General features: G+C 61.1%; 23 protein-coding genes. 15 read left to right on the top strand and 8 right to left on the bottom strand.

Translation table 11 applies throughout. From position 1 onward, the window contains the following. Positions 1–49 precede the first annotated feature (49 nt). The 4 genes from hpaE to CYG48_RS12345 form a co-directional block, all read right to left on the bottom strand. Positions 50–1,567, bottom strand: coding sequence for a 5-carboxymethyl-2-hydroxymuconate semialdehyde dehydrogenase (hpaE, locus tag CYG48_RS12360; protein ID WP_118850661.1), 1,518 nt, complete (start codon positions 1,565–1,567; stop codon positions 50–52). A gap of 39 nt (positions 1,568–1,606) precedes the next feature. Then, positions 1,607–1,999 (bottom strand): 5-carboxymethyl-2-hydroxymuconate Delta-isomerase, encoded by a 393-nt coding sequence (locus tag CYG48_RS12355; RefSeq protein ID WP_118850660.1) that lies wholly within the window; start codon positions 1,997–1,999, stop codon positions 1,607–1,609. 81 nt (positions 2,000–2,080) lie between these two features. Further along, a complete protein-coding gene (locus CYG48_RS12350) occupies positions 2,081–2,593 on the bottom strand; it encodes a flavin reductase (protein ID WP_118850659.1) in 513 nt (170 codons plus the stop codon). A gap of 11 nt (positions 2,594–2,604) precedes the next feature. Further along, a complete protein-coding gene (locus tag CYG48_RS12345) occupies positions 2,605–4,167 on the bottom strand; it encodes a 4-hydroxyphenylacetate 3-hydroxylase N-terminal domain-containing protein (RefSeq protein ID WP_118850658.1) in 1,563 nt (520 codons plus the stop codon). 86 nt (positions 4,168–4,253) lie between these two features. On the opposite strand from CYG48_RS12345, the gene CYG48_RS12340 reads away from it, so the two are divergent. From CYG48_RS12340 to CYG48_RS12325, 4 genes are all read left to right on the top strand, one after another. Next, positions 4,254–5,123 (top strand): helix-turn-helix domain-containing protein, encoded by an 870-nt coding sequence (locus tag CYG48_RS12340; protein ID WP_118851638.1) that lies wholly within the window; start codon positions 4,254–4,256, stop codon positions 5,121–5,123. 82 nt (positions 5,124–5,205) lie between these two features. Further along, positions 5,206–5,712, top strand: a complete 507-nt coding sequence (gene hpaR, locus CYG48_RS12335; RefSeq protein WP_118850657.1) for a homoprotocatechuate degradation operon regulator HpaR — start codon at positions 5,206–5,208, stop codon at positions 5,710–5,712. A gap of 135 nt (positions 5,713–5,847) precedes the next feature. Beyond that, positions 5,848–6,069, top strand: coding sequence for a DUF982 domain-containing protein (locus CYG48_RS12330; protein ID WP_118850656.1), 222 nt, complete (start codon positions 5,848–5,850; stop codon positions 6,067–6,069). Between the two features lie 95 nt (positions 6,070–6,164). Then, positions 6,165–6,629 (top strand): MgtC/SapB family protein, encoded by a 465-nt coding sequence (locus tag CYG48_RS12325; RefSeq protein ID WP_118850655.1) that lies wholly within the window; start codon positions 6,165–6,167, stop codon positions 6,627–6,629. A gap of 10 nt (positions 6,630–6,639) precedes the next feature. Here CYG48_RS12325 and CYG48_RS12320 read toward each other — a convergent pair whose 3' ends face one another. Beyond that, positions 6,640–7,689, bottom strand: a complete 1,050-nt coding sequence (locus CYG48_RS12320) for a LacI family transcriptional regulator (protein WP_118851637.1) — start codon at positions 7,687–7,689, stop codon at positions 6,640–6,642. A 410-nt stretch (positions 7,690–8,099) separates the two neighbouring features. Between CYG48_RS12320 and CYG48_RS12315 the strand changes: the two genes are divergently transcribed. The 10 genes from CYG48_RS12315 to CYG48_RS12270 all read left to right on the top strand — a co-directional run bounded on the left by CYG48_RS12315 (position 8,100) and on the right by CYG48_RS12270 (position 20,599). After that, positions 8,100–9,335, top strand: a complete 1,236-nt coding sequence (locus CYG48_RS12315; RefSeq protein WP_118850654.1) for an ABC transporter substrate-binding protein — start codon at positions 8,100–8,102, stop codon at positions 9,333–9,335. A 128-nt stretch (positions 9,336–9,463) separates the two neighbouring features. Next, positions 9,464–10,366: a carbohydrate ABC transporter permease gene (locus CYG48_RS12310; RefSeq protein ID WP_118850653.1), complete on the top strand. Its 903-nt coding sequence runs from the start codon at positions 9,464–9,466 to the stop codon at positions 10,364–10,366. Next, a complete protein-coding gene (locus CYG48_RS12305) occupies positions 10,359–11,303 on the top strand; it encodes a carbohydrate ABC transporter permease (protein WP_118850652.1) in 945 nt (314 codons plus the stop codon). Before CYG48_RS12310 ends, CYG48_RS12305 begins: the two co-directional genes overlap by 8 nt. A 5-nt stretch (positions 11,304–11,308) precedes the next feature. After that, positions 11,309–12,418 (top strand): ABC transporter ATP-binding protein, encoded by a 1,110-nt coding sequence (locus CYG48_RS12300; protein WP_118850651.1) that lies wholly within the window; start codon positions 11,309–11,311, stop codon positions 12,416–12,418. Between the two features lie 16 nt (positions 12,419–12,434). Next, positions 12,435–14,870, top strand: a complete 2,436-nt coding sequence (locus CYG48_RS12295) for a beta-mannosidase (protein WP_118850650.1) — start codon at positions 12,435–12,437, stop codon at positions 14,868–14,870. Between the two features lie 21 nt (positions 14,871–14,891). Then, positions 14,892–15,653, top strand: coding sequence for a sugar phosphate isomerase/epimerase family protein (locus tag CYG48_RS12290; RefSeq protein WP_118850649.1), 762 nt, complete (start codon positions 14,892–14,894; stop codon positions 15,651–15,653). Positions 15,654–15,676: 23 nt separating this feature from the next. After that, the gene (locus tag CYG48_RS12285) at positions 15,677–16,810 is read left to right on the top strand and encodes a Gfo/Idh/MocA family protein (protein ID WP_118850648.1); all 1,134 of its coding nucleotides are present in this window, start codon (positions 15,677–15,679) and stop codon (positions 16,808–16,810) included. Positions 16,811–16,986: 176 nt separating this feature from the next. Continuing rightward, complete coding sequence (gene crtY / locus CYG48_RS12280; RefSeq protein WP_118850647.1) at positions 16,987–18,186, top strand: lycopene beta-cyclase CrtY; 1,200 nt, start codon at positions 16,987–16,989, stop codon at positions 18,184–18,186. Then, positions 18,183–19,670, top strand: a complete 1,488-nt coding sequence (locus CYG48_RS12275) for a phytoene desaturase (RefSeq protein ID WP_118850646.1) — start codon at positions 18,183–18,185, stop codon at positions 19,668–19,670. The genes crtY and CYG48_RS12275 overlap by 4 nt, the downstream gene beginning before the upstream one ends. Next, complete coding sequence (locus CYG48_RS12270; protein ID WP_118850645.1) at positions 19,667–20,599, top strand: phytoene/squalene synthase family protein; 933 nt, start codon at positions 19,667–19,669, stop codon at positions 20,597–20,599. The genes CYG48_RS12275 and CYG48_RS12270 overlap by 4 nt, the downstream gene beginning before the upstream one ends. A 4-nt stretch (positions 20,600–20,603) precedes the next feature. Here CYG48_RS12270 and CYG48_RS12265 read toward each other — a convergent pair whose 3' ends face one another. Continuing rightward, positions 20,604–21,470: a polyprenyl synthetase family protein gene (locus CYG48_RS12265; RefSeq protein ID WP_245450489.1), complete on the bottom strand. Its 867-nt coding sequence runs from the start codon at positions 21,468–21,470 to the stop codon at positions 20,604–20,606. A 195-nt stretch (positions 21,471–21,665) separates the two neighbouring features. Between CYG48_RS12265 and fni the strand changes: the two genes are divergently transcribed. Further along, positions 21,666–22,709, top strand: a complete 1,044-nt coding sequence (gene fni / locus CYG48_RS12260; protein ID WP_118850643.1) for a type 2 isopentenyl-diphosphate Delta-isomerase — start codon at positions 21,666–21,668, stop codon at positions 22,707–22,709. Here the strand turns inward: fni and CYG48_RS12255 are convergent. Together CYG48_RS12255 and CYG48_RS12250 are read right to left on the bottom strand one after the other, a co-directional pair. Next, on the bottom strand, positions 22,691–23,431 hold the full coding sequence (locus CYG48_RS12255; RefSeq protein ID WP_245450338.1) for a hypothetical protein: 741 nt from the start codon (positions 23,429–23,431) through the stop codon (positions 22,691–22,693). The two genes, fni and CYG48_RS12255, sit on opposite strands and share 19 nt — an antisense overlap. Positions 23,432–23,633: 202 nt before the next feature. Further along, complete coding sequence (locus CYG48_RS12250; RefSeq protein ID WP_118850642.1) at positions 23,634–24,587, bottom strand: flagellin N-terminal helical domain-containing protein; 954 nt, start codon at positions 24,585–24,587, stop codon at positions 23,634–23,636. Positions 24,588–24,635 lie beyond the last annotated feature (48 nt).

Raw genomic sequence — 24,635 nt, 5'->3', positions numbered from 1 at the left:
TTCCTCCTCAGACGTCATTCGCACACGATCTCGGCCCTCCCGCCGACGATCAGCCACCCAGCTTCGGGATGGCGTGTGCGCTCGTCGCAAAGGCGACGTTCTTTGTTTCCATGTAGAAGTCAAACGACCAGTCGCCGCCATCGCGGCCGATGCCGGAGCTCTTCGTGCCACCAAACGGTGTCGGCAAATGCCGGATATTTTCCGAGTTCACCCAGATCATTCCGGCATCAAGCGCATCGGTAAAGCGGAAGGCGCGGGTGACGTCCGATGTCCAGAGGTAACCGGTGAGGCCGTACTGGATGTCGTTGGCGATGCTGAGTGCTTCGGCTTCATCCTTGAAGGGGATCGCAGTGAGGACTGGCCCGAAAATCTCCTCCTGCGCAATCCGCATCGCGTTTGTCGCGCCGGTGAAGAGCGTGGGGGAGACATAGCAGCCGCCACCGGGTCCATCGAACCTGGTGCCACCCGCGGCAACCGTCGCGCCTTCGGATTTACCGATCTCGATATAGTCGAGGACCTTCTTCTCATGCACCGGATGCACGAGAGGGCCAACGACGGTTTCCGGGTCGAGCGGGTGACCGACCTCGATACGATTTGCCTTCTCGGCCACCAGGCGGGTGAACCTGTCATAGACGCTTTCTTCGACGAGAAGCCGTGAGGAAGAGGTACAGCGCTCGCCATTCAGCGAGTAGATCATGAAGACGGCGGCATCGGCCGCGCGCTCAAGGTCCGCATCGGCAAACACGATGACCGGGTTCTTGCCGCCGAGCTCGAAATGCACGCGTTTCAGCGTATCGGCACCCTGTCTCATGATCGCCGAGCCGGTGCGGCTCTCGCCGACAAAGCCAATGGCCTTGATGGCGGGATGTTCGGTCAGTGCCTTGCCAGCCTCTTCGCCGAAGCCGTTGACGAGATTCCACACACCCTTCGGCAGGCCTGCTTCTTCGGCGATCTCGATCAGCAGTCGCGCCGTGAGCGGTGAAAATTCGGCCGGCTTATGGACGATCGTGCAGCCGGCTGCGAGCGCCGGCGCGATCTTCCAGGTGGAGAGCATGAAGGGTGTATTCCACGGCGTGATGATGCCGACCGGCCCAATCGGCACCCGCGTCGTCAGGTTGACCTGCCCCTGCGTCCTCAGGTTCTTGCCATCGCGCGCTTCCGGGGCGCGGTCGGCGAAGAAGCGGAAGTTTTCGGCCCCACGCAGGGCAGCCTTGGCCATAAACTTCAGCGCCTGGCCGGTGTCCATGCATTCCACGAAAGCGATTTCCTCGGCGCGGGCTTCGATCGCATCGGCAATTTTGTGGAGAAGCTTCTTGCGCTGTTCGCCGCTGATTGCCGCCCAGGCGGGAAAGGCCTCGCGCGCCGCTTGTGCTGCCCGGTCGATGTCGGCCGCCTTGCCATGCGCCACCTTCGCCAGCGGCTTCAGATCGACCGGGGAGATTGTCTCGAAGGTCGTGCCGTCGAGGGCAGCAACTGCTTCGCCGTTGATGTGGTTCATCACGCCGCGTTCGGCAAAGCGTCCGAGGTAGCCCTGCGCCTTTACAAGGTTTTCATCAAGCCTGGACATGTCGTCTCCCGCTCATTGCAACAGCGGCCTGAGGCCGGATCATGCGCTCGCTTGGCGCAAGCGCGGGTGGATGGCGTTCTTCTTCCAGCTGAGGTCCGGGTCGATCTCGCGGATCTCCATCGACAGAGCGAAGTGCGGTGTCTTGAACAGTTCCGACAACTCCTCCGCCACCACCGTGAAGATCTGCTCGCCAGCGCGCTTCTTCTCATCCAGGCTTCGGCCCACGCCGATGCGGAAGGACAGGTCGACAAAGGCGTTTTCGGGAAGATTGTCTGCGACCGCATAAGCCTCGCAGCGGATGGCGCGGACACGCACGGCGCCGACTTCAAACAGACCCGTGGCAAGGATGGTATCGAGCACCCGCGCGCAGAGTGTTTCGAAGTCGACCCGACCATTGAGGTTCGCGGAATATTCAAGCGTCAAGTGTGGCACGTTTCCTCCCTGCCGAGCTCAAGTCGCTTTCGCTATAATTATCATGTTAAATATGTTCCGGCCGGTGTCAACAGCATCAGGCTAGCCGCCGAAGCTGCCGATCTGGGTCGGCACATGGACATAGTTGCGGTCAAAATAGAGCAGCGCATGTCCGTCCTTGCGGCTGCGGATCTCGGCGACTTCACCGATCAGGATGTGATGCGTGCCGACGAGGTTTGCCTGCGTCAGCGAGCAATCGAAGGAAACGATCGCATCCGCGAGCGCCTGGCTGCCGGACCGCAGGTCAATCCAGTCGGCGGCGGCATAACGAGCCGCCATGTTGGCCTCGCGCCCGGCGAAAACGGCAGCAAGATCCTTGTGCTCGCCGGTCAGCACGTTGACGCAGAAGCGGCGGTTCTCGAGAAACAACTGTGTCTGCGCCGAGCGGCTGTTCATGCAAACAAGCAGTGTCGGCGGGTCATCCGTTACCGAACACATGGCAGTTGCCGTGAAGCCGCCGCGCCCTGCCGCTCCGTTGGTGGTGACCACGTTGACCGGTGCGCAAACCCGCGCCATGGCGTTTCGAAATTCGGTTTGGGAGACCTGTCCTGGCATGGCTTCCCTCGTTATTCGGCTGCCGTGGAAAGGCCTGTGTCATTGTTGAGCGGCGGAAGCCAGGTGTCACTCGTCCAGCCATTCTCGTCATAGTCGGACATGCATTGGTCGACGAGCGCTTCCATTTCCTTCAGGCGGCCGCCGCGCTCGGCGCCTTTCAGCACCTGCAGACGAACTTCCTCCGGCGCACCGGCATAGTTCAATTCGTAGAGCGCATGGCGCCCGCCAAATTCGGTACCGGTCGCGTCCCACAACAGCTTCATGATCTTGATGCGCTCGACATGGCTCATGTCGTTCGAACCGCGCACATATTGCGCAAGGTAGCGGTCGATCGCGGGGTTGGCGAAATCCCTGGCGGAGGAGGGAAGGTAGATGAGGCCTGACGCGACGGTGCGGCGGATGATGTCGATGACGCGCGGATAGGCGTCCGACATGAAGGTGCGGTAGGACAGTGCGGCTTCCAGGTTTGGCAGCACCGCGCCGCTCGCCCAGGGGATCGGGTTATAGGCCATGGCATTGGCGAAGGACCAGAACTGGTGCCGGATGGCGATGACTTCGCCAAGCATCGCCTGGTTGCCGCGAAAGGCGTCGCCGCCGGTGGCGCGCAGCGCCTTGGCAAGCAGGCCCGCCAGGAAATCCAGCTTCACGCCGAAGCGGATGCAGCCCTGGAAACAATAACCGTGCATGAAGCCGGAGGCCGGATGGAAAGAGAGGATCTTGCCAGCATCCCGCAGCACAAGGACATCCTCCCAAGGTACGAAGACATCATCGAGCACGAGGATCGCGTCGTTTTCATCAAAGCGTGATGACAGCGGGTAATCGAACGGGTGGCCGAGCGTATTGGCCGCCTGTTCATAGGAAACGCGGCAGAACATCTTGATGCCGGGGGCATTCATCGGAACGATGAACATGACCGACAGCGACGGGTCCTCCGTCACCGTTGCCGAGCCCTGGGCGAGGAAGTTGTAGTGCGTCAGCGCCGAGGAGGTCGCGACGACCTTGGCGCCCGAGACATAGATGCCGGCATCGGTCTCGCGGGTGATATGGACGAAGACGTCCTTCACCGCGTCCGCAGGCTTGTGGCGGTCGATCGGCGGGTTGACGATCGCGTGGTTCATGAACAGCACGTTTTCCTGCGCGCGCTTGTGCCATGCGAGCGCGTTGTCCTTGAACGGACCGTACCAATCGGCATTGGCGCCGAGCGTGTTCATCAGGGCCGCCTTGTAGTCGGCGGTGCGGCCCATCCAGCCGTAGGACATGCGCGCCCAATGGGCGATGGCCTCCTTTTGCGCGACAAGATCCTGCGCCGAGCGCGCGACGCGAAAGTATTTGTGGGTGTAACCGCCGGAGCCGGTGTCGGTCGGCGAGGTCAGGATGTCCTTGGTCTTTTCGTCATGCAGCGCATCGTAAAGCCGCGCCAGCGACCGGACGGAATTGCGCATCGCCGGATGGGTGGTGACGTCGCTGACGCGTTCGCCGTTGATGTACACTTCGCGGCCGTCCCGCAGCGAGGCGATATATTCGGCACCCGTCAGCGGACGGCTTTTATCGGCGCGAAAGTCCTCGGTTTTCATCGCTAATCCTCCCAGATCAAGCACAGGCTAGAACGGAGGCTGGGAAGGGGCTATGTACAGCCAAGCGAAATCGGTTGTACTTTTTCATGCCGACCACCCTGCAGTCCGTGCCAAGCTTCTTTGTCTACGGCGAGCCGGACCGACCGCTCGACGTCGGTTTCATCCATGTCGAGACGGTGATGGCGCGCCGGCAGGTGCATTTCGGCAAGGTGGCCGCCCACAAGCACGGCCAGATGGCGCAGATCACCTTCTGGACCTCCGGCAGCGGGGCGTATTTCATCGAGGACCAGGTGATCCAATTCGAAGCGCCGGCGGTGAGCTTCATGCCAAGCGGTACCGTTCATGGCTTCAATATCGAGCCGGAAACGACGGATGCGATCGTGGTTTCAGTTGCCGATAGCGCGCTGCCGCTGGTGAAGCCCTTGGCAGCGCTCGACTTCGAGCGCCCGCTGTTCGAGTCGCGGCAAAAAGGCAGCCCGCTCTGGGACCGGTTGCGGGCGACGGTCCAGCGCTTGCAGGTGGAATACCGCGAAGGTTACAGCGCGTCACTGCCTGCACTGATCGCGGTTGCTGCCAATGACATTGCGCGGCTTGCGAGGGGGAGCACGGAAAAGCCGACGCCGGATCTCGACCTCGCCCGGAAGCTGAAATCGCTCGTCGACGTGCATTTTCGCGACAACTGGCCGCTTGATCGTTACCTCGAGACGCTGGGGACGACGCCGCACCTGCTGGCCAAGGCTTGCCACCAGGCTTACGGGCAGTCGGTGAAATCTTTCATCGATGATCGCCGGTTGCTGGAGGCCAAACGCCTGCTGCTGTTCACGGTGCGGTCGGTCGAGGACATCACCTTCGAGCTCGGCTTCCACGACCCGGCCTATTTCTCGCGTTTCTTCCGCAAGCGGGTTGGCGAACCGCCGGGCGAATGGCGCGCGCGTCGCACGGAAAAACAGGCTTGAACGGCGCGCGAAACTTATCCGTCTTGTCGTTGCCCCGCAAATGGCCGATGTAATCCGGTGGCGAGGAGTTGGTAGACAAACGATGTCGGACGGAAACGACAGCAGCAGGGATGAAGTCGGACACGGGGCTGGAACGGGCCCGCGTGCGGTGCGCTATTCCCTGCCGATCGCGCTGCTTCGAGCCCGCGAAGCGGTTATGAGCCACTTCCGGCCTATGCTTGCCGCGCATGGCGTCACCGAGCAGCAATGGCGGGTGATCCGGGTCCTGAAGGAGGCCGGGACGCTCGACGCCTCCGAAGTGGCCGAGCGCGCATTTATCCTGGCGCCGAGCCTGACGCGGATGATCCGCTCGCTTGAGGAGCGGAACTTCATCTCCAAGCACAAGGACAGCAGCGACGGGCGACGCGTGCTTCTGACGCTTGCGCCCGCCGGGGAAGCCATCATCAAGGATGTGCTGCCCGACAGCCAAGCGATCTATGATGCGCTCGAGGAGAAGTTCGGCAAGGCTCGGCTTGGTGAATTGCTGGAACTTCTGGACGAGCTTGCTGCCTGGAGCCGTGACGACGAAACGGCTTGCGCTGAAGAGTGACGGAAGCCCTTGGCGGGCGTGCAAAAGCACATGCGCACATGCGACATTGCTAAAGATGCGGCCGCAGAGTAACCTTTGCCTCTGGCTTTCATTCGCCAGCGCTCTAACTGGTTTTGCATACGTAGGGAGGCGGACATGCAGAATAAGCTTTGGGACCATCCGGTTCGGGCTGGGGACGACCTGATTTTCAGTCCATTCCAGGCCCACCAGTTTGCCCGGTCCAAGTGGCCCGACCGCAAGGACGCCCATTTTGCCAGCGCCTATGATGCCATTCTTGCAGCACTTGATGGCCGGGTGACGCCGGATGAGGCGCGGGTAAAGTTTGAAGCGGCGCTGAAGAGTGCCGAGTTGAATTGATCAGGTTTCGAGGTTGCCGGTCTCAGCCGTGCCGGGACGACGGTGACATGGTTGCCGTCGGGTTGGCATTGTCGTGAAGAAGCCAGGAGCGTTACGTGGTTGAATGGCTGAATTCGCTCGGCATCAACTTCGACATCATTCCCCATTTGACGGCATTGCTTGTCGCCTACGCATTGGCGCTCCCGATCGGCTGGGACCGCGAGCGCAACGAACGTAGCGCCGGCCTGCGCACCTTTCCCTTGGTGGCAATCGCCACGTGCGGCTTTGTCCAGGCTGCCGAGCGCATCACCATGAGCGAGCCCGAGGCGACTGCCCGCATCGTGGAAGGGCTGATCACCGGCATGGGCTTCATCGGCGGTGGCGCCATTCTTGTGGTGAAAAACAGCGTGCGCGGCACGGCAACGGCGGCAAGCCTCTGGGCAACCGGTGCGATCGGAACTGCGGTCGGGCTTGGTGCCTATGATACCGCCGTCGTGCTTTCCTTTGTCACCTTCCTCACGCTGCGGGTGATGAAGAACTTCAAGCCGTCGCATCTGGAAGAAGACATCCGCGAAGACTGACGACGCGACGTCAGGTGTTGCGGCGCTGCGGCCAGACAGGCTGGGCAACGCTTTGCAGCGAGGCTGGATCGGCGCCATTGATGCTGGCGATCAGGGCTTTTGCGAGTTCCCGGCCTGCCTGGCGAATGTCTTCATAGGCCGTGTAGATCTCCGGGCGGATCCAGTTCAGGATATCGGTCGCCTGCTTGGATACAAGGTCCACATCGACCCCGAGCCTTTTTCCTGCCGCTTCGATTCCAGCCATCATCGCTATCGAGGAGGAGCCGCTGACGGAAATGATTCCGTCCGGCGGATCCGACGAGCGCATCATCCGCTCGACATAGGCGCGAACCTCGGTCAGCGGTGTTTCGCTGGTGATGCGGCCCATCGACACCTCATGAGCGCCGAAATCAGCAAGACCACGCTCGAAGCCGACGCGGCTGTGCACATAAAACGAGAAACGGCTCTGAGGTGAAAGGAGGGCGATGCGCCTGCGACCCTTCTGCACGAGCTTCTCGACCGCCTGATAGGTGTAAGCTTCGTTGTCGTAGTCATGGAATGGGTGGACGATGCCCATGTCGCTGCGTCCATGGGTGACGAAGGGAAGCTTGCGCTCAAACATAAGTCGCACACGCGGGTCTTCAGGCTCGATGCGCGAGATGATCACGCCATCGGCCGAACCGGTGTCGAGGATATAGCGGACCGGGATCATCGCATCCTTTTCGAAGGAATGCGGCGTGACAACGAGGTGGTAGGGCGTGCCGGCAAGAACCTCGGTGATGCCGCGGACGATGTGGCTGGTGAAGCCCAGGATCTCGTCGTCGATGCTCAAGACCAGCGCGATGACATTGGTCTTTCCGGTGCGCAGGCGCACACCGGCGCGGTTCGGCTGGTAGCCGAGCTGCTGGGCAATCAGCCGCACGCGTTCCTTGGTTTCGGCGCCAATATCCGGCGCATCTTTCAGGGCTCGGGAGACAGTCGTGATGCCGAGCCCGGTCATGTAGGCGATCGTCTTCAGCGTCGGCCGTTCGTTCAGGGCCGCCGGCGTTACGCCTGCTTTTGATCTTCCTAAGTCGTCCATCATCACCGTCGCGCCGAAGCAGGAATCTATCTTGGCCAAAACAGCCATACACCCTTTTTACCGGGGGTGTACATCATGGTCTGCATCTTTTCCTGTAACGATGCAGGTGGTTTCAGGACAGCTTTTTGAGCCGATGGGTTCGTTTACAAACGTAAGATTCTACAACGCAGGTGCGAAACAAAATTTTGCGCCCGCACAAAGTTGAGGTGGGCCTTGGGTAAAGGGGATGTGTGGAAAATAGCCAAAGCGGCATGGAGGCCGAGCCTGACAGTGAGGCTCCAGTGCCGTGGCTACACAAACCCAGGTTGTGTTTCTGTGTCGCTAGACGAAAGTCGAAAGAAAAGCAGTTGCCGGATCGTCCGTTTTGCCCTAGCCTTCTTACTGCAACGTTTCAGTGAGGGAGGAGACTCATGAATTTCCGTGCAATGGCGGCCGTGCTTGCCGCAACCGTCGTGCTGCCATTGGGCGTCGCCCAAGCGACCGACCTCGAAGTAACCCATTGGTGGACATCCGGCGGCGAGGCTGCTGCCGTGAAGGAACTGGCGACGAAGTTCGACGCCAGCGGCAACAAGTGGGTCGATGGCGCAATCGCCGGCGGCGGCAGCACCGCTCGCCCGATCATGATCAGCCGCATCACCGGCGGTGACCCGATGGGCGCCACCCAGTTCAACCACGGACGCCAGGCACAGGAACTGGTTGAAGCGGGCCTGATGCGCGACCTCACGGCCGTGGCCGAAAAGGGCAACTGGAAAGAAGTCATCAAGCCCTCGAGCCTGCTCGACAGCTGCACCATCGACGGCAAGATCTATTGCGTTCCGGTCAACATCCACTCATGGCAGTGGCTGTGGCTGAACAACGAAGCTTTCGAAAAGGCCGGCGTGCCGGTGCCGAAGGACTGGAACGAGTTCGTCGCGGCGGGTCCGAAGCTGAAGGAAGCGGGCATCCATCCGCTGGCGCTCGGCGGCCAGGCGTGGCAGGCGAACGGCCTGTTCGATACGCTCTTGCTGGCGCTCGGCGGCAAGGAACTGCATGAAGCCGTCTACGTCAAGAAGGACGCAGAGGCTGCTGCCGGTCCCGAAGTTGCCAAGGTTTTCGAGGCTGCGGCCCAGGCCCGCGAACTTTCCATGGGCACCAATGTCCAGGACTGGAACCAGGCAACCAACATGGTCATCACCGGCAAGGCCGCCGGCCAGGTCATGGGCGACTGGGCGCAGGGTGAATTCCAGATCGCCGGCAAGGTCGCCGGCAAGGACTATTCCTGCCTTCCGGGTCTTGGCGTCAGCCAGTACATCACCACTGGCGGTGACGCCTTCTACTTCCCGGTTCTGAAGAACGAAGAAGCGTCCAAGGCGCAGGATGCGCTGGCCGAAGTGCTCGTCGCGCCGGAAACGCAGGTCGCCTTCAACCTCAAGAAGGGCTCGCTGCCGATCCGTGGCGACATTGACCTCGGAACCGCCAACGACTGCATGAAGAAGGGTCTGGAGATCGTTGCCAAGGGCAATGCGCTCACCAGCACCGACCAGCTTCTGTCGCCTGACTCGCAGAGCCAGAAGCAGGACCTGATGACCGAGTTCTTCTCCAGCGCGTCGATGACGCCGGAGGCAGCTCAGAAGCGTTTCGTCGAAATCATCTCTTCGGCTGACTGATCCCCAAGCGACCGCACGGCCGGCGTCCCCGCGTGGGCGCCGGCCGTTGGAATTGGCTGCAGTCGGTGCGCCGGCCGTTTGCCGCGGCAGATCCGGGCAATCTTGCCGCGTTCGAGGAGAATTGAGACATGACAGCTCACGCGCATGCCAAGCGCCCCAACCAGCTTTTCCGCAATCTGACTGCCAAGATTGCTTCCATCCCGATGATCCTGATCGCACTCGGGATCTTTCTCGGAGGGTCCATCTGGACCGTCGTTTATTCCTTCACCAGTTCAAGGCTGTTGCCGCGCGCCACCTTCGTTGGCTTCGACCAGTTCGAGCGGCTCTGGGCGTCGTCCCGCTGGATCATCTCGATCCAGAACTTGGCAATCTACGGCATTCTTTCGTTGATCTTCAGCATGGTCATCGGCTTCGTGCTGGCCGCGCTGATGGACCAGAAGATCCGGTTTGAGAACGCCTTCCGCACCATCTTCCTTTATCCGTTCGCGCTGTCCTTCATCGTCACCGGCCTTGTCTGGCAGTGGATCCTCAATCCGGAGTTCGGCATCCAGGGCATCGTGCGATCACTCGGCTGGACAAGCTTCACCTTCGACCCGCTCTACAATGCCGACATCGTCATCTACGGCATCCTGATTGCCGGGCTGTGGCAGGGTACCGGGCTCGTGATGTGTCTGATGCTCGCAGGGCTACGCGGCATCGACGAGGACATCTGGAAAGCCGCGCGCGTCGACGGCATCCCCATGTGGCGCACCTATCTCTTCATCGTCATTCCGATGATGCGGCCGGTCTTCATCACCACGCTGGTCATCATCGCGAGCGGCATCGTCAAGGTCTATGACCTCGTTGTTGCGCAGACGAGCGGCGGTCCCGGCACGGCATCGGAAGTGCCCGCCAAGTATGTCTACGACTACATGTTCCAGGCCCAGAACCTTGGCCAGGGCTTTGCCGCATCGACGATGATGCTGCTGACGGTCGCCATCATCATCATTCCGTGGGCCTATCTCGAGTTCGGAGGGAAAAAGCGTGGCTAACATCTCGACCCTCAACACGGCCGCCGCCGGTTTCGACGCCGTCTCCGACCAGGTCGCCACCGGTCCGCGCGGTCGCAAGCCGAGGCGCACCTTTTCGCCCCGCAACATCATGCTCTACGGCACGCTGATCGTTGCCGCACTCTATTACCTGTTGCCGCTCTACGTCATGGTCGTGACATCGCTCAAAGGCATGCCGGAAGTTCGGATGGGCAACATCTTCTCGCCACCGATGGAGATCACCTTCGAGCCATGGGTGAAGGCCTGGGCGGAGGCCTGCACGGGCCTCAACTGCGACGGCCTTTCGCGCGGCTTCTGGAACTCGGTGCGGATCCTGATCCCATCCGTGGTGGTGTCGATCGCGGTGGCCTCCGTCAGCGGCTACGCGCTTGCCAATTGGCGCTTCAAGGGATCTGAGCTGTTCTTCTCGATCCTGATCATCGGCGCCTTCATTCCTTATCAGGTGATGCTCTATCCGGTGGTCATCGCGCTGCGCGAAATCGGCGTCTACGGTACGCTGACTGGCCTCGTCATCGTTCATACGATCTTCGGCATGCCGATCCTGACGCTGCTGTTTCGCAACTACTTTGCTTCGCTGCCGGTGGAACTGTTCAAGGCGGCCCGCATCGATGGCGCCGGCTTCTGGCAGATCTATTTCCGGATCATGCTGCCGATGGCGCTGCCGATCTTCGTCGTGGCGATGATCCTGCAGGTCACCGGCATCTGGAACGACTTCCTGTTCGGCGTCGTGTTCACCCGACCGGATGTCTATCCGATGACCGTACAGCTCAACAACATCGTCAACTCCGTCCAGGGCGTGAAGGAATACAACGTCAACATGGCTGCAACGCTTCTGACCGGAGCGGTTCCCCTGATCGTCTATTTCGTTTCCGGCCGGCTTTTCGTTCGCGGCATCGCCGCCGGCGCAGTTAAAGGATAAGCCTGATGCACGACGTCGTGTCCATCAAGAAGAACAGCGTCTCCATCCGCGACCTGTCCCTCGCTTTCGGATCCGTGAAGGTTCTCGAAAACCTCAACCTCGATATTCGTGACGGCGAGTTCCTGGTGCTGCTGGGCTCCTCCGGTTGCGGCAAGTCCACGCTCTTGAACTGCATTGCGGGGCTGCTGGAGCCGACCGACGGGCAGATCTTCATCAAGGACCGCAACGTCACTTGGGAAGAGCCGAAGGATCGCGGCATCGGCATGGTCTTCCAGTCCTATGCGCTTTACCCGCAGATGTCGGTGGAGAAGAACCTGTCCTTCGGGCTTCGGGTCGCCAAGGTGCCGAAGGACGAGATCAACAAGCGTGTTGCACGTGCTGCCGGCATCCTGCAGATCGAGCCGTTGTTGAAGCGAAAGCCTGCCGAGCTTTCCGGTGGCCAGCGCCAGCGCGTGGCGATCGGGCGTGCGCTGGTGCGCGACGTCGATGTCTTCCTGTTCGATGAACCGCTGTCAAACCTTGATGCTAAGCTGCGTTCGGAACTGCGCGTCGAGCTCAAGCGGCTGCACCAGTCGCTCAAGAACACGATGATCTACGTGACGCACGACCAGATCGAGGCACTGACGCTCGCTGACCGCATCGCCATCATGAAGAGCGGCGTTATCCAGCAGCTCGATGATCCGGTGACCATCTACAACCGGCCGAGGAACCAGTTTGTCGCGGGCTTCATCGGTTCGCCCTCGATGAACTTCCTGCCCGGCGAACTGGCGGAAGAGGGCGGCAAGACGGTGTTCCGCACCAATGGCGTCAGCTTCTCGCTCGACGGTTACGAGGCCTCCGAACCGCTGACGCCGGGGCGCAAGGTAACGCTCGGTGCGCGTCCGGAGCACATCAAGGTCGATAGCGACATTCAGGGCGGCGAAGTGCATGAGGCGATCGTCGATATCGAGGAACCCATGGGGGCCGACAATCTGCTGTGGCTGAAGCATGCCGGCCATGTCATGTCGGTTCGTATCGGTGGCGCACGGCGTTACGCGGTTGGCTCCAAGGTACGGCTTGCCTTCGATATGAGTATGGCCTCGCTGTTTGACGCGCAGACCGAAGAACGTCTCTGATGACCGGTCGCTCCAGATGACAGCAATTGATCTTGCGGGATCCTGGCGGCTGGCAACCGCCGATGGATCACGCCGCGCCGATATTACAATTCCCGGTGACGTGCATAGCGCGTTGAAAGCGGCGGGGATCATTCCGGATCCTTACTTCGGCCGCAACGAGAACCTCGTGCAATGGGTGGCGCATGAGGACTGGGTGGTGGAGCGGCAATTCACGCTCGAAGACGTCGATGGCAGCTGGTATCTCGACATTACCTATCTCGACACCGTGGCGACGATCTTGGTGAACGGCGTGCCGGTGCTGGAAGCCGACAATTGCTTCCGCCGTTATCGCCCGGATGTGACGAAGGCTGTGAAGCCCGGCGACAACACGATCCGCATCGTGTTCCATTCCAGCGTAGCCGAGGCCGCCAAGCGACAGGCGCGACAGCCCTTCTACATTCCTTATTCAACCGCGAACTGCCCGATCCCGAACGGCAACATGTTGCGCAAGCCGCAATGCGATTTCGGCTGGGACTGGAATATCGCGCTGGCGCCCCTCGGGCTCTATGGCGAGATCTCGCTGAAGAAACTGCAGACGGCGCGCATCGAGCATGTCGTCACAACGCAGAAGCATCAGGATGATGGTTCCGTCGACGTCACGGTTTCGGTCACGCTCCATGCACAGGATCAGGGCTTCCTGGCGCTGCATCTGTCGCTCGGCGAGGAGCGGGTGCGCCTCGATTGCGGCGTCGGCAAAGGCGAGACCACCATCTCTCATGTCTTCCATATCGACAACCCGAAGCTCTGGTGGCCGGCGGGAAGCGGCGAGCAGCTGCTCTACGAACTGAGCGTCGAGACACCTTCCGAGACGGTGGCGCGGCAGATTGGCCTTCGGACTGTCGAACTGCTGACCGATCCGGATGAGGCGGGCAGCCGGTTTGCATTCCGCATCAACGGGCGCGAGATCTTCTGCCGCGGAGCGAACTGGATTCCGGCGGACGCGCTTTTTTCGCTGACGAGCGCCGAGAAGACCGAGGATCTGCTGCGTTCGGCGGTCGATGCCAACATGAACATGATCCGCGTCTGGGGCGGCGGCTTCTACGAACAGGACTGGTTTTACGAGAGCTGCGACCGGCTTGGACTGATGGTCTGGCAGGACTTCCAGTTCGCCTGCAACCTTTACCCCTCCACCCCGGATTTCCTCGCAGAGGTCGCCGAGGAGGTGGACTATCAGGTCCGGCGGCTCGTCTCGCATCCGTCGATCGTCCTCTGGTGCGGCGACAACGAGCTTGTGGGCGCGCTGAAATGGTTCAAGGAGTCGCTTGAGAACCGCGACCGATACCTCGTCTCCTACGACCGGCTGAACCGGGTAATCGAACAGGCGCTCGCCAAGGCGGCGCCCGATGCCATCTGGTGGCCGTCGAGCCCCGCCGCCGGGTATCTGGACTACGGTGACGCCTGGCACGCCGACGGCTCCGGCGACATGCACTACTGGTCCGTCTGGCACGAGAACAAGCCGTTCGATGATTACCGGTCCGTGCGGCCGCGCTTCTGCTCGGAATTCGGCTTCCAGTCCTATACCTCGCTTCCGGTCATCCAGACCTATGCCGAGCCGAAGGACATGAACATCGCCTCGCCGGTGATGGAGCATCACCAGAAGAATGCCGGCGGCAACGAGCGGATCGCCGGGACGATGTTCCGCAACTTCCGTTTCCCGAAGGACTTCCCGAATTTCGTTTATCTCACCCAGGTGCAGCAGGCGGTGGCGATCAGGACGGCCGTCGACTATTGGCGGTCGCTGAAGCCGCATTGCATGGGCACGCTTTACTGGCAGCTCAACGATACCTGGCCGGTCGCCTCCTGGTCGAGCCTCGATTACGGCGGCGGCTGGAAGGTGCTGCACTACCATGCCCGTCGTTTCTTCCAGCCGGTGTCGGTCATGGCCATCCCGTCCGAAGATCGCAGCGAGATCCGCTTCTTCGTCGTCAATGACACGGCAGACAATGTGACGGTGACGCTGAACCTTTCGCTCCTGACAGTGGTGGGGGAGCGGCAGTCACTGGAAACAGCGCAAATCGCCGTCACGCCGGATGCTGCCGTTATCGCCTTGAGCCTGCCGGCGAGCCGTGTTCCCGAGCAGGCGCTGCTCGCCTGGAGCTTCACCGCTTCCAACGGCATGGGCGGCGACGGACACTACGTTCGCGGCACCTACAAAGCGCTTGAGCTTGAACCGTCGGGTCTGGAGCTTTCCGTCTCGCCCGGCGAAGGCGGCGGCTTCGACGTGCTCGTGAAGGCGCAGGGCCTGGCGTTGTTCGTTCTCGTCGAGACCGATGTCCCCGGTCGTTACTCCGACAACGCCTTCAATCTCGCTGCAGGCGAAAGCCGCCTCATCCGCTTTACCCCCGCCGATGCCGCGGAAACGCTTCCGCAATTCCGCATCTATGACCTTTATTCCTGCCAGGCGGCAGGCTGACCTTTCCTTGGGAGGACCATCATGACGAAACTCGGTTTCCAACTTTATTGCGCCCGCAACTTCCCGCCGCTTCCCGACGTCCTCAAGAAGGTCGCCGCCGCCGGTTACGCCGAGGTGGAAGGGTATGGCGGGATCTACGCCACGATGGACGAGCTTTCGCTGAAGACGCTGCGCGGAGATCTCGATTCCAACGGCCTGACTATGCCGACCGGCCATTTCGGCTTCGACCTTCTGGAAAAGGAGCCGGAGCAGGCTCTGCTGATCGCGAGGACACTCGGTGTCGAGGGGATCTATTGCCCGCATCTGGCGCCGGATGCCCGGCCGACAGACGCCGCAGGCTGGGAGGCTTTTGGCAAACGCCTGCAGGAGGTTAGCAAGCGTTACGTTGATGCCGGCTACACCTTCGGATGGCACAACCATGATTTCGAGTTCAAGCAACTGCCGGACGGCTCGGTGCCGCAGGACCATGTCTTTGCCGGTGGGCCGGACCTGAAATGGGAGATGGACGTTGCCTGGGTGATCCGCGGCGGTGCTGACCCCTTCGCCTTTATCGAGAAGTACAAGGATCGCATCACCGCCGTGCATGTGAAGGACATCGCGCCGGCCGGCGAAAACCTTGACGAGGATGGCTGGGCCGATGTTGGCCACGGCACCGTTGCCTGGAAGGACCTGCTCCAGGCGCTCCGTGCGACGCCCGCCAAGCATTACGTGCTCGAACACGACAACCCGAAGGACCTCGACCGGCTGCTGACGCGCTCGATCCAGTCCTTCCGCGCCTATTAATCCTGCATTCTCCGGAGTTTTTCATGTCCAAGGAACTTGGCGTCGGCATCATCGGATGCGGCAATATTTCCACGACCTATTTTCGACTGGCGCCGCTCTTCAAGGGATTGAAAGTCGTCGCCTGCGCAGACCTCAACGAGAAGGCGGCCGAAACGCGGGCCGAGGAATATGGCGTGAAGGCGCAGTCGATCAGCGACCTTCTTGCCAATGAGGAGGTGGATGTTGTCGTCAACCTCACCATCCCTGCAGCACACTTTGCCGTTTCGAAGGCGATCCTGGAGGCGGGCAAGCACGTTTATTCGGAAAAGCCGCTGGTCATCACGCTGGAGGAGGGCAAGGCGCTGCAGGCGCTGGCCCAGGAAAAGGGTCTGTCGGTCGGCTGCGCGCCGGATACCTTCCTCGGCGGCGCCCACCAGCTAGCCCGCAAGCATATCGATGAAGGTCGTGTTGGCCGCATCACTTCCGGCACCTGCCATGTGATGAGCCCCGGCATGGAGATGTGGCACCCGAACCCCGGCTTCTTTTTCCTGGAAGGTGGTGGGCCGATCCTCGACCTCGGACCCTACTACATCGCCAACCTCATCAATTTCCTCGGCCCCGTGAAGCGGGTGGCGGCACTGACTTCCATGGCGAGCCCGACCCGCCTCGTCACAAGCGAACCGCTGAACGGGCAAGTCATTCCCGTGGAAACGCCGACGAACATCCACGCTCTCCTGGAATTCGTGAACGGCGCAACGATCACGCTCTCAGCAAGCTGGGATGTGTGGTCGCACCGGCACTCCAACATGGAGCTCTACGGCACGGAAGGTTCGATCTTCGTGCCGGATCCGAACTTCTTCGGCGGCAAGGTGGAAGCGAGCGGGCGCAACAAGGATATCCAGCCGCTGGAGCCCTGGGATCACCCGTTTGGCATCGAGAACCAGGAGCATCCGCAGGGTCCGCGCGCCAACTATCGGACGGCAGGCCTTGCCGACATGGCCATGGCGATCATCGAAGGCCGCGATGCCCGCTGCTCGCTGGAGCGGACGCTGCATGGCGTCGACGTGATGACCTCGATCCTCAAGTCCGGCGAGGAGGGGCGCTTCATCGACCTGACCACGACCTGCACGCAACCGGCGGCGCTTGGAATCGAGGAGGCGAGGGCGCTGCTGCGCTGATTTTCGTCTTCTGAGGAGCGGCCGCTTAGGCCGCTCTCATCGCTCCGTGAGGATAAGCGACGGACACGAGCTGTTGATCTGATCCATTGTTCGACGAGACAAACGCGTCTTGAGGAATAAGGGCCCTGCCCCATATTGGCTCCCACGCGGCTATGGGAAGCGGGTGAGACCAAGACATGCCTGTTTCAACACGGCAAAGCGGATCAGATGCGGATGTCATCCTCGTGGGAGCGGGGCTGTGGAGCGCGGTTGTTGCCGCGCGCCTGTCCAGCCTTCCTGCCCCGCCACGCATCATCATCCTAGAAAGGTCGTCCACGCCCTTTGCCGGACATACCTGGTCGTTCCACCAGAGCGATGTCGCTGCCGCCGACATGTCGTGGCTCGATCCGATGATCGCATACCGGTGGCAGCGGCAGACGGTGCGTTTTCCAGCCTATTCGCGCACGCTCGACACGGGTTATGGCTCGCTGACCTTCGAGAGCGTCGCGCGTTATATCGAGAGCCTGCCGAACGTGGAACTGCGGGCCGAGGCGCAGGTGGAACGGGTCGAGGACGACAGGGTGCGGCTGGCGGACGGGTCTGAGCTTCATAGTCCCTGCGCGATCGACGCGAGCGGCTTTGCGCCGGATCCGGCCCTGAAGCTCGGCTTCCAGAAATTCGTTGGCCTGGAGGTGGAGACCGAGAGCCCGCATGGCCTGGTCGACCCGATCATCATGGATGCGACGGTGCCGCAGCTCGACGGCTACCGCTTCCTTTATTGCCTTCCCTTCGCGCCAAACCGGCTCTTGATCGAGGACACGCGATATTCGGATGGTCCCGATGTCGATGCCGCCGAACTGGAGGCTGCGGTTCTCGAGTATGCATCATCGCAAGGTTGGTCGGTCGCGCGGATCGTCAAGCGGGAGCAGGGCGCGCTGCCGATTACACTGGCCTTCGATGCCGAGGCATTCTGGAGCCGCAAGCCGAAGACGGTCCCGCAGATGGGGCTGAAGGCGGCACTCTTCCATCCGGTCACGGGCTACAGCCTGCCCGAGGCGGTTGCTGTCGCCAATCTGATCGCCGAGGCCTGGCCGACGACGAGCCCGCGGCTCGCCGACGCCATCCGGTCCCATGCCAAACGCCGCGCCAAGCGACAGGGTTTTTACCGGCTCCTCAACCGCATGCTTTTTCGCGCCGCGGCGCCGGATAGACGGTATCTCGTCCTGCAGCGTTTCTACCGTCTGCCGCAGGGCCTCATCGAAAGCTTTTATGCCGGCAGAACCACCAAATGGCAGATGCTTCAGATCTTGACCGGCAAGCCCCCTGTGCCGCTCGGCAGGGCGATCCCATGCATGAGCGAATCCGGATTCCTTCAGCGAGAACAGCAAACAGCATGACAACAAAAAAAGCGGCAGTCATCGGTGCGGGACTGGGCGGGCTCGCGCTCGCAATAAGGCTCCAGAGCGCGGGCATCCAGACCGTGCTCTACGAGAAGCGCGATAAGCCGGGCGGACGTGCCTATGTTTATGAGCAGGACGGCTTTACCTTCGATGCCGGCCCGACGGTCATCACCGATCCGGACTGCCTGCAGCAGCTCTGGCGGTTGAGCGGCCGCGAAATGGCAGATTATGTGACGCTCTTGCCGGTGCATCCGTTCTATCGGCTCTGCTGGGAAGATGGCTACGAGTTCGATTACGCCGACGACCAGGACGCAATTGACCGCCAGATCGCTGAAAAATCGCCCGCCGATGTGGAAGGTTACCGACGCTTCCTTGCCTATTCGAAGGAGGTGTACCGGGAAGGTTATGAGAAGCTCGGGACGGTTCCCTTCCTGAACTTCTGGTCGATGGTGAAGGTCGCGCCGCAGCTGATCCGGCTAGAAAGCCATCGCAGCGTTTATTCCAAGGTCGCACAGTTCATCAAGGACGAGCATCTGCGCCAGGCCTTCTCGTTCCATTCGCTTCTCGTTGGCGGCAACCCGTTCCAGACCTCATCGATCTATGCGCTGATCCACGCGCTGGAGCGGCAAGGCGGCGTCTGGTTCGCCAAGGGCGGCACGGGTGCGCTGGTGCGCGGGATGGTGCGCCTGTTCGAGGACCTTGGCGGCCAGGTGAGGCTCAATGCAGCGGTGGACCAGGTGACCATGTCCGACGGCAAAGCCGATTCCGTGGTTTTGAAGGACGGGACGTCCGAGCGGTTCGACATGGTCGCATCAAATGCCGACGTAGTGCACACCTACAAGCACATGCTTCGCGGGACCGAGCGCGGCGCGGCCATGACCGAGAGCCTGGAGAAGAAGCGCCACTCGATGTCGCTCTTCGTCGTCTATTTCGGCCTGAAGAAAAAACATCCAGAGCTCAAGCACCACATGGTGCTGTTCGGGCCGCGTTATCGGGAGCTGGTGACAGAGATCTTTGGAACGGCAAACCTCGCGGATGACTTCTCGCTTTATCTTCACGCGCCGTCGGTGACCGATGACAGTCTCGCGCCGGAAGGCTCGAGCGCCTACTACGTCCTGTCCCCCGTGCCGCATCTCGGCACTGCTGACATCGATTGGGAGGTCGAGGGGCCGAAATACCGCGACAAGATCCTGCGTTATCTCAACGATCGCTATATTCCCGGCCTGCTCGACGATCTTGTGACCGTGCGGCACTTCACGCCGTTCGACTTCCGCGACGAACTGAACGCGCATCTCGGCTCGGCATTTTCGGTCGAACCCATCCTCACCCAGAGCGCCTGGTTCCGGCCGCATAACCGCGATGATGTCGTCTCCAACCTCTACATCGTCGGTGCTGGCACGCATCCGGGCGCTGGAATCCCAGGGGTTGTGGGGTCTGCCAAGGCAACCGCGGGACTGATGATCGAGGCGGCGTCTGCATGAGCGATACCGTTGTCCAGGAAAGCGAAGCAACGATCGCAAAGGGCTCGCAGAGTTTTGCTGCGGCGGCGAAGCTCTTCGACCGCCGTACCCGCGACGATGCGGTCATGCTTTATACCTGGTGCCGCTATTGCGACGACGTCATTGACGGTCAGGAGCTCGGCTACGGCAAGGGCGGCGTTCCGGCCCAGGATGAGCAACTGGAGCGTCTGCGCGAGCTGCAATCGAAGACTGACCAGGCGCTTTCCGGCATCAGGAGCGCGGACGTCCATTTCGAGGCGCTGCGTCGGGTGGTGGAGCGCAACGACATCAATCCGCGCTATCCTCTGCAACTGCTGCAGGGTTTCGAGATGGATGTGCGGCGCGCCACATACCAGACGCTGAACGACACGAAGCTCTATTGCTACCACGTCGCGGGCGTGGTGGGGGTGATGATGGCGATGATCATGGGGGCGCGCGAACCATCCACGCTCGACCGGGCCTCGGATCTCGGCATCGCCTTCCAGCTTACCAATATCTGTCGGGACATCATCGATGATGCACGCGAGGGTCGCTGCTACGTGCCGTCGCAGATGCTCGCCGATGCCGGAATAAAGAACGTGGATCCGGATGATCCGCAGCAGCGCGCTCTGCTCCATCCGGTGGCGGTCTCACTCCTCCAAACCGCAGATCGCTATTACAATTCCGCCTATGCCGGGATTGCAGAGCTTCCGTTCCGTTCGGCCTGGGCAATTGCCTCGGCCAGACGTGTCTATCGTGCCATCGGGCGCAAGCTGGTGACGCTTGGGCCGCGTGCCTGGGATGAGCGCGTGTCCACCAGCCGTTGGACAAAAGCAGGGCTTGTTCTTCTGGCGCTGGGGGACGTAATCCTCACTCGCGTCTACCGTCCTCGTTATGCGAGGGGCGACCTTTTCAATCGCCCGACTGCCTGAGGGCTCAAGCGGATGCGGCTTCGATCGGCATGATCTGGAAGACGCTCTTCAGCATCACGTCAGCCTCTTCCTCGCGGATGCCACAATGCGGCAAGAGACCGTAAGCCAGCCGCAGATGCTCCAGATAGGCTGAGCGGGCTTCAGCCGGCCCAAGCCGGGAGGCCATGGTGCTCTTGCCGACATCCTTCCCGGTGTCCTTGCCGAGCACGCTCGCAGCCCCGGTAGTGTCGAGGTAATCGTCCATCGTCTGGAAGGCGGAGCCTATGTGGCCCGCGAAGGCCTTGAGTGCGATCCGCTGCTCCTCGGGCTTGTTGTCCAGCAGTCCGGCCATTTCCGCCGTTGCACCAAAAAGGGCGCCGGTCTTCAGCCAGTTCTTCTGCTCGACATCAGCAATATTGTCCTGCCCGAAGCCGCCGTTGAGGTCGAGCTCCTGCCCGCCGGCGAGGCCTTCGTAGCCAATGGCGCTGGAGATGATTTCCATCAGCCTTGCCCTGAGCTGCGGCTCCACGCCTTCGACAGTACTGATGATATTGATGCCACGCATGAGGAGCGAAATTGCCGCGAGGATGGCAGTCGCTTCGCCGAACGCCTTATGGGTCGTTACCTGCTGGCGCCTCAAGTCCGCATTGTCCATACAGGGCAGATCATCGAGGATGAGCGAGGCGGTGTGAACCATCTCGATCGCGCAGCCGATGTCGATTGCAGCGTCTTGCTTGCTGGGGTCCCGGATCATGCTGATGAAGAACAGCGGCCTGAAACGCTTCCCGCCACCCATCAGGGCATGTGACATGGCTCTCGAAAGGGAGGCAGGGACAAAAGCGTTTGTTAGCAGCAGCGACTGCAGCCGATCCTCGACGATCGCCTTCATCATCTTCAACGATTGGGCGGCCTCGGCGCGAGATGTGTGCGATGCAAAGGGAGTGGTCGCCGATCCCTCACTACTTTCAGCCAAAACTGCCGAACAATCCCAGGACATTACCGAAGCCTTACCTATATTGAGTGCAACGCCGGGTTCCCGGGTGTCCGTGATATATCTGTGGCAGCTTCGGCCGGTTGAAAGGTGAAAATGCTTCTCGAGCGAAAAAAACAACATCTCGACATCGTGCTGAGCGGAAAAGCGCATGGCGTCGGTCGCGCGTCGGGCTTCGACGCGATCCGGTTCGAAAATGTGGCGCTGCCGGAACTCGACCTCGATCATATTGACCTTGCTACGGAATTTCTTGGCAAGGTGATCAAGGTGCCATTCATGGTGAGCTCGATGACGGGCGGGCCGGTCGAGGCGCTGACCATCAATCACAATCTCGCCATCGCCTGCGAGGACTTGCGCATCCCGCTGGCCGTCGGCTCTCAGCGTGTTGCCATCGAAGGTGACGATCGGGGAGGGCTCGGCAAGGAGCTGCGGCAGCTGGCGCCAAGCATTCCGATCCTTGCCAATATCGGCGCAGCCCAGCTCAACACCGGCTTCGGCCATGCCCAAGCGCAGCGTGCCGTCGACATGTTCGAGGCGGATGCCATGATCATTCATCTCAATCCGTTGCAGGAAGCCGTGCAGCCTGAGGGCGACCGCAACTGGTCCGGCCTTTTGAACAAGATCGGCGAGCTTTGCCGCAGCCTTCCGGTGCCGGTTGTCGTCAAGGAAGTGGGCTATGGCATCTCGCCGAAGGTCGCGCAGCGGCTGGTGGCGGAAGGTGTCGCGGTGATCGATGTCGCAGGTGCTGGCGGAACCAGCTGGACAACGATCGAAGCCGAGCGTGCCGCGACCGTCGCGCAGGCAGCAATTGCCTCGGCTTTTGCCGACTGGGGACAGCCGACCGCAAAACTGGTGGAAGCCGTGCGCTTGGCTTGTCCCGATGCAGCCATCATCGCGTCAGGTGGGATCTCGACCGGCGTTGATGCGGCCAAGGCCATTCGGCTGGGTGCGGATGTGGTGGCCCAGGCGGCGCCGGTGCTGCGGGCGGCGCTGATTTCGCCGGAGGCGGTGATCGAACATTTCTCGATCATGAGCGAGCAGTTGCGCATTGCCTGCTTCTGCACCGGCTCTGCGAACCTGACGGCGCTCCGAACCGCCCGGCTGGAAGATCAAGCTCAGGGCTACTTCTCGACCCAGTAAGATGTCGCGTTGTCGATGATTTTGGTGATCTGGCGCTGGTCGCGCCAGTCGCGACCGATATCGCGGATCACGGGCGTTTGTCGCGGTGAAAAGATGTAGTTGTCATGTGGTGCGGCCAGGTGTTCCAGTGCGGGATTGACGCCGGAATAGAACTGCTTTTCTGGATCACGCGTCTCATCCATCAGGGCGGCAGCCTGCCGTACGAAGTCGCCGCGCAGGATGGACGGCGATGTTGTGAACTTCGGGAAAGTGCGAAACAGCGGAATCTTGATGCCGAAGATGCGGGCGTATTCGTTTCGCCGGTGAAGATGGCCCTTCCGAGTGATGTCCCAATTCTGGTCGGCGGTGTGAAAGGACACCTGCATCACCTTTGGGTCCAAAAACGGCTCCAGGACTTGGAGCCCGATCGTCGTCAGTGCCGTCCAGTCATCTTCGAGATGGAAGACGTAGTCTGAGTGCGTGCCGCCCCAGAGGCGCTTCACCGCTGCACAGAAACCCGGCTTTTCCGGTTGGTAGATCACGGCCTGCGGAAAATGCTCTCTGACAACCTCGATGCAGGCGACCGCGTCATCCTCGGTTCCGAAGACAGGGTCGATGTTGACGAAGGCGTTGGAGAAGGAGAACTGCGCGAACACGTCCTTCGAAAAGCTTTCGAGCGTCTTGCGCAGAAGCTCCGGTCGCCGTCCGGCAACAATGCAGAGGTCGATTGTGAATTCGGGCAAAGTCTGGTCCCCTCGCTGATGCCGGGAGTGAGTGGAGTATCGCAAAGCTCATAACAGGCTTGCACTCGATCCAGCAATGTCAGCCGAGAAGACGGAGAAGCAGCGGCCCGCTTGAAGGTTCGGCGGCGGGAGAAGGAAAGGGTGCTTCCCTAAATGAGAAAAGGCTGTGGCGCGGTGAATCGCGCCACAGCCCGTGTTGATCTTAGCGGAACAGCGCCAGGATGTTCTGCGAGTCGCTGTTGGCGATCGAGAGTGCCTGGATGCCGAGCTGCTGCTGCGTCTGCAGGGCCTTGAGGCGGGTCGACTCTTCGTTCATGTCGGCGTCAACCAGCTTGCTGATACCTGATGCGATCGAGTCGTTCAGGTCCTGCACAAAGTTCTTCTGCAGGTCGATGCGCTTGTTGACGGCACCGATGTCAGCAGCGGCGTTGGTCATTTCCTTCAGGGCGGACTCGGTCGCAGCCAGCGTCAGCGACAGAAGGTCTGCGCCCATGCTGGTGATGTCGAGGCTGATGATGCTGCTCGTGGCCTGGACAGCAGCAACCGTCGCACCGAGCGAGTTGGTGTAGGAAACCGTGTGGTACTTCGTCAGGATACCGGCCGTCGTCAAGTGGGTGGTGCCGGTCTGGGCGATCAGCGACGAGCTGCCGGTGTTGTATTCCAGCGTCGTGAGGCTGATGTTGCCGGAGTTGTCGCGGTTGAACGAACCAACGATGGCCTGGGTGCCGGCGGTGTTGGTGCCGGTCTGGTGGTAGACCCAGTTCTGGCCCGAGAAGGAAGCGGACTTGGCGATCGAGATCAGCTGCTCCTGCAACTGGTCGATTTCCTTCTGGATCTTCCCCTTGTCGACGCCCGGCTGGGAAGCCGCGGTGATCTTCTGCTTGATCTCGTCGACGACGGAGATCGAGCTTTCCAGGGCGGTGTAAGCAACGTCGGTCGTTGCAGCGCCAAGGCCGAGAGCGTCCTTCACGGTGCCCAGTGCCTTGTTGTCCGAACGCATGGTCGTTGCGATCGACCAGTAGGCAGAGTTGTCCGAGGCGGTCTCGACGCGGTAACCGGACGAAATACGGTTCTGGGTACGCTCCATCTCCTGGCTGATCGAACGAAGCGTGGAAAGAGCGGTCAGTGCCGAGTTGTTGGTGAGAATGCTAGCCATGGGTTAGTCCCTTTTACGAAATACTGAGTGGGACATACCGGGTTCAGA

The sequence above is a fragment of the Neorhizobium sp. SOG26 genome (genome assembly GCF_003491345.1).
Taxonomy (GTDB): Bacteria; Pseudomonadota; Alphaproteobacteria; order Rhizobiales; family Rhizobiaceae; genus Neorhizobium; species Neorhizobium turbinariae.
Note: the sequence above shows the minus strand (reverse complement) of the source record. Positions and strands in the feature narration are given on the sequence as shown.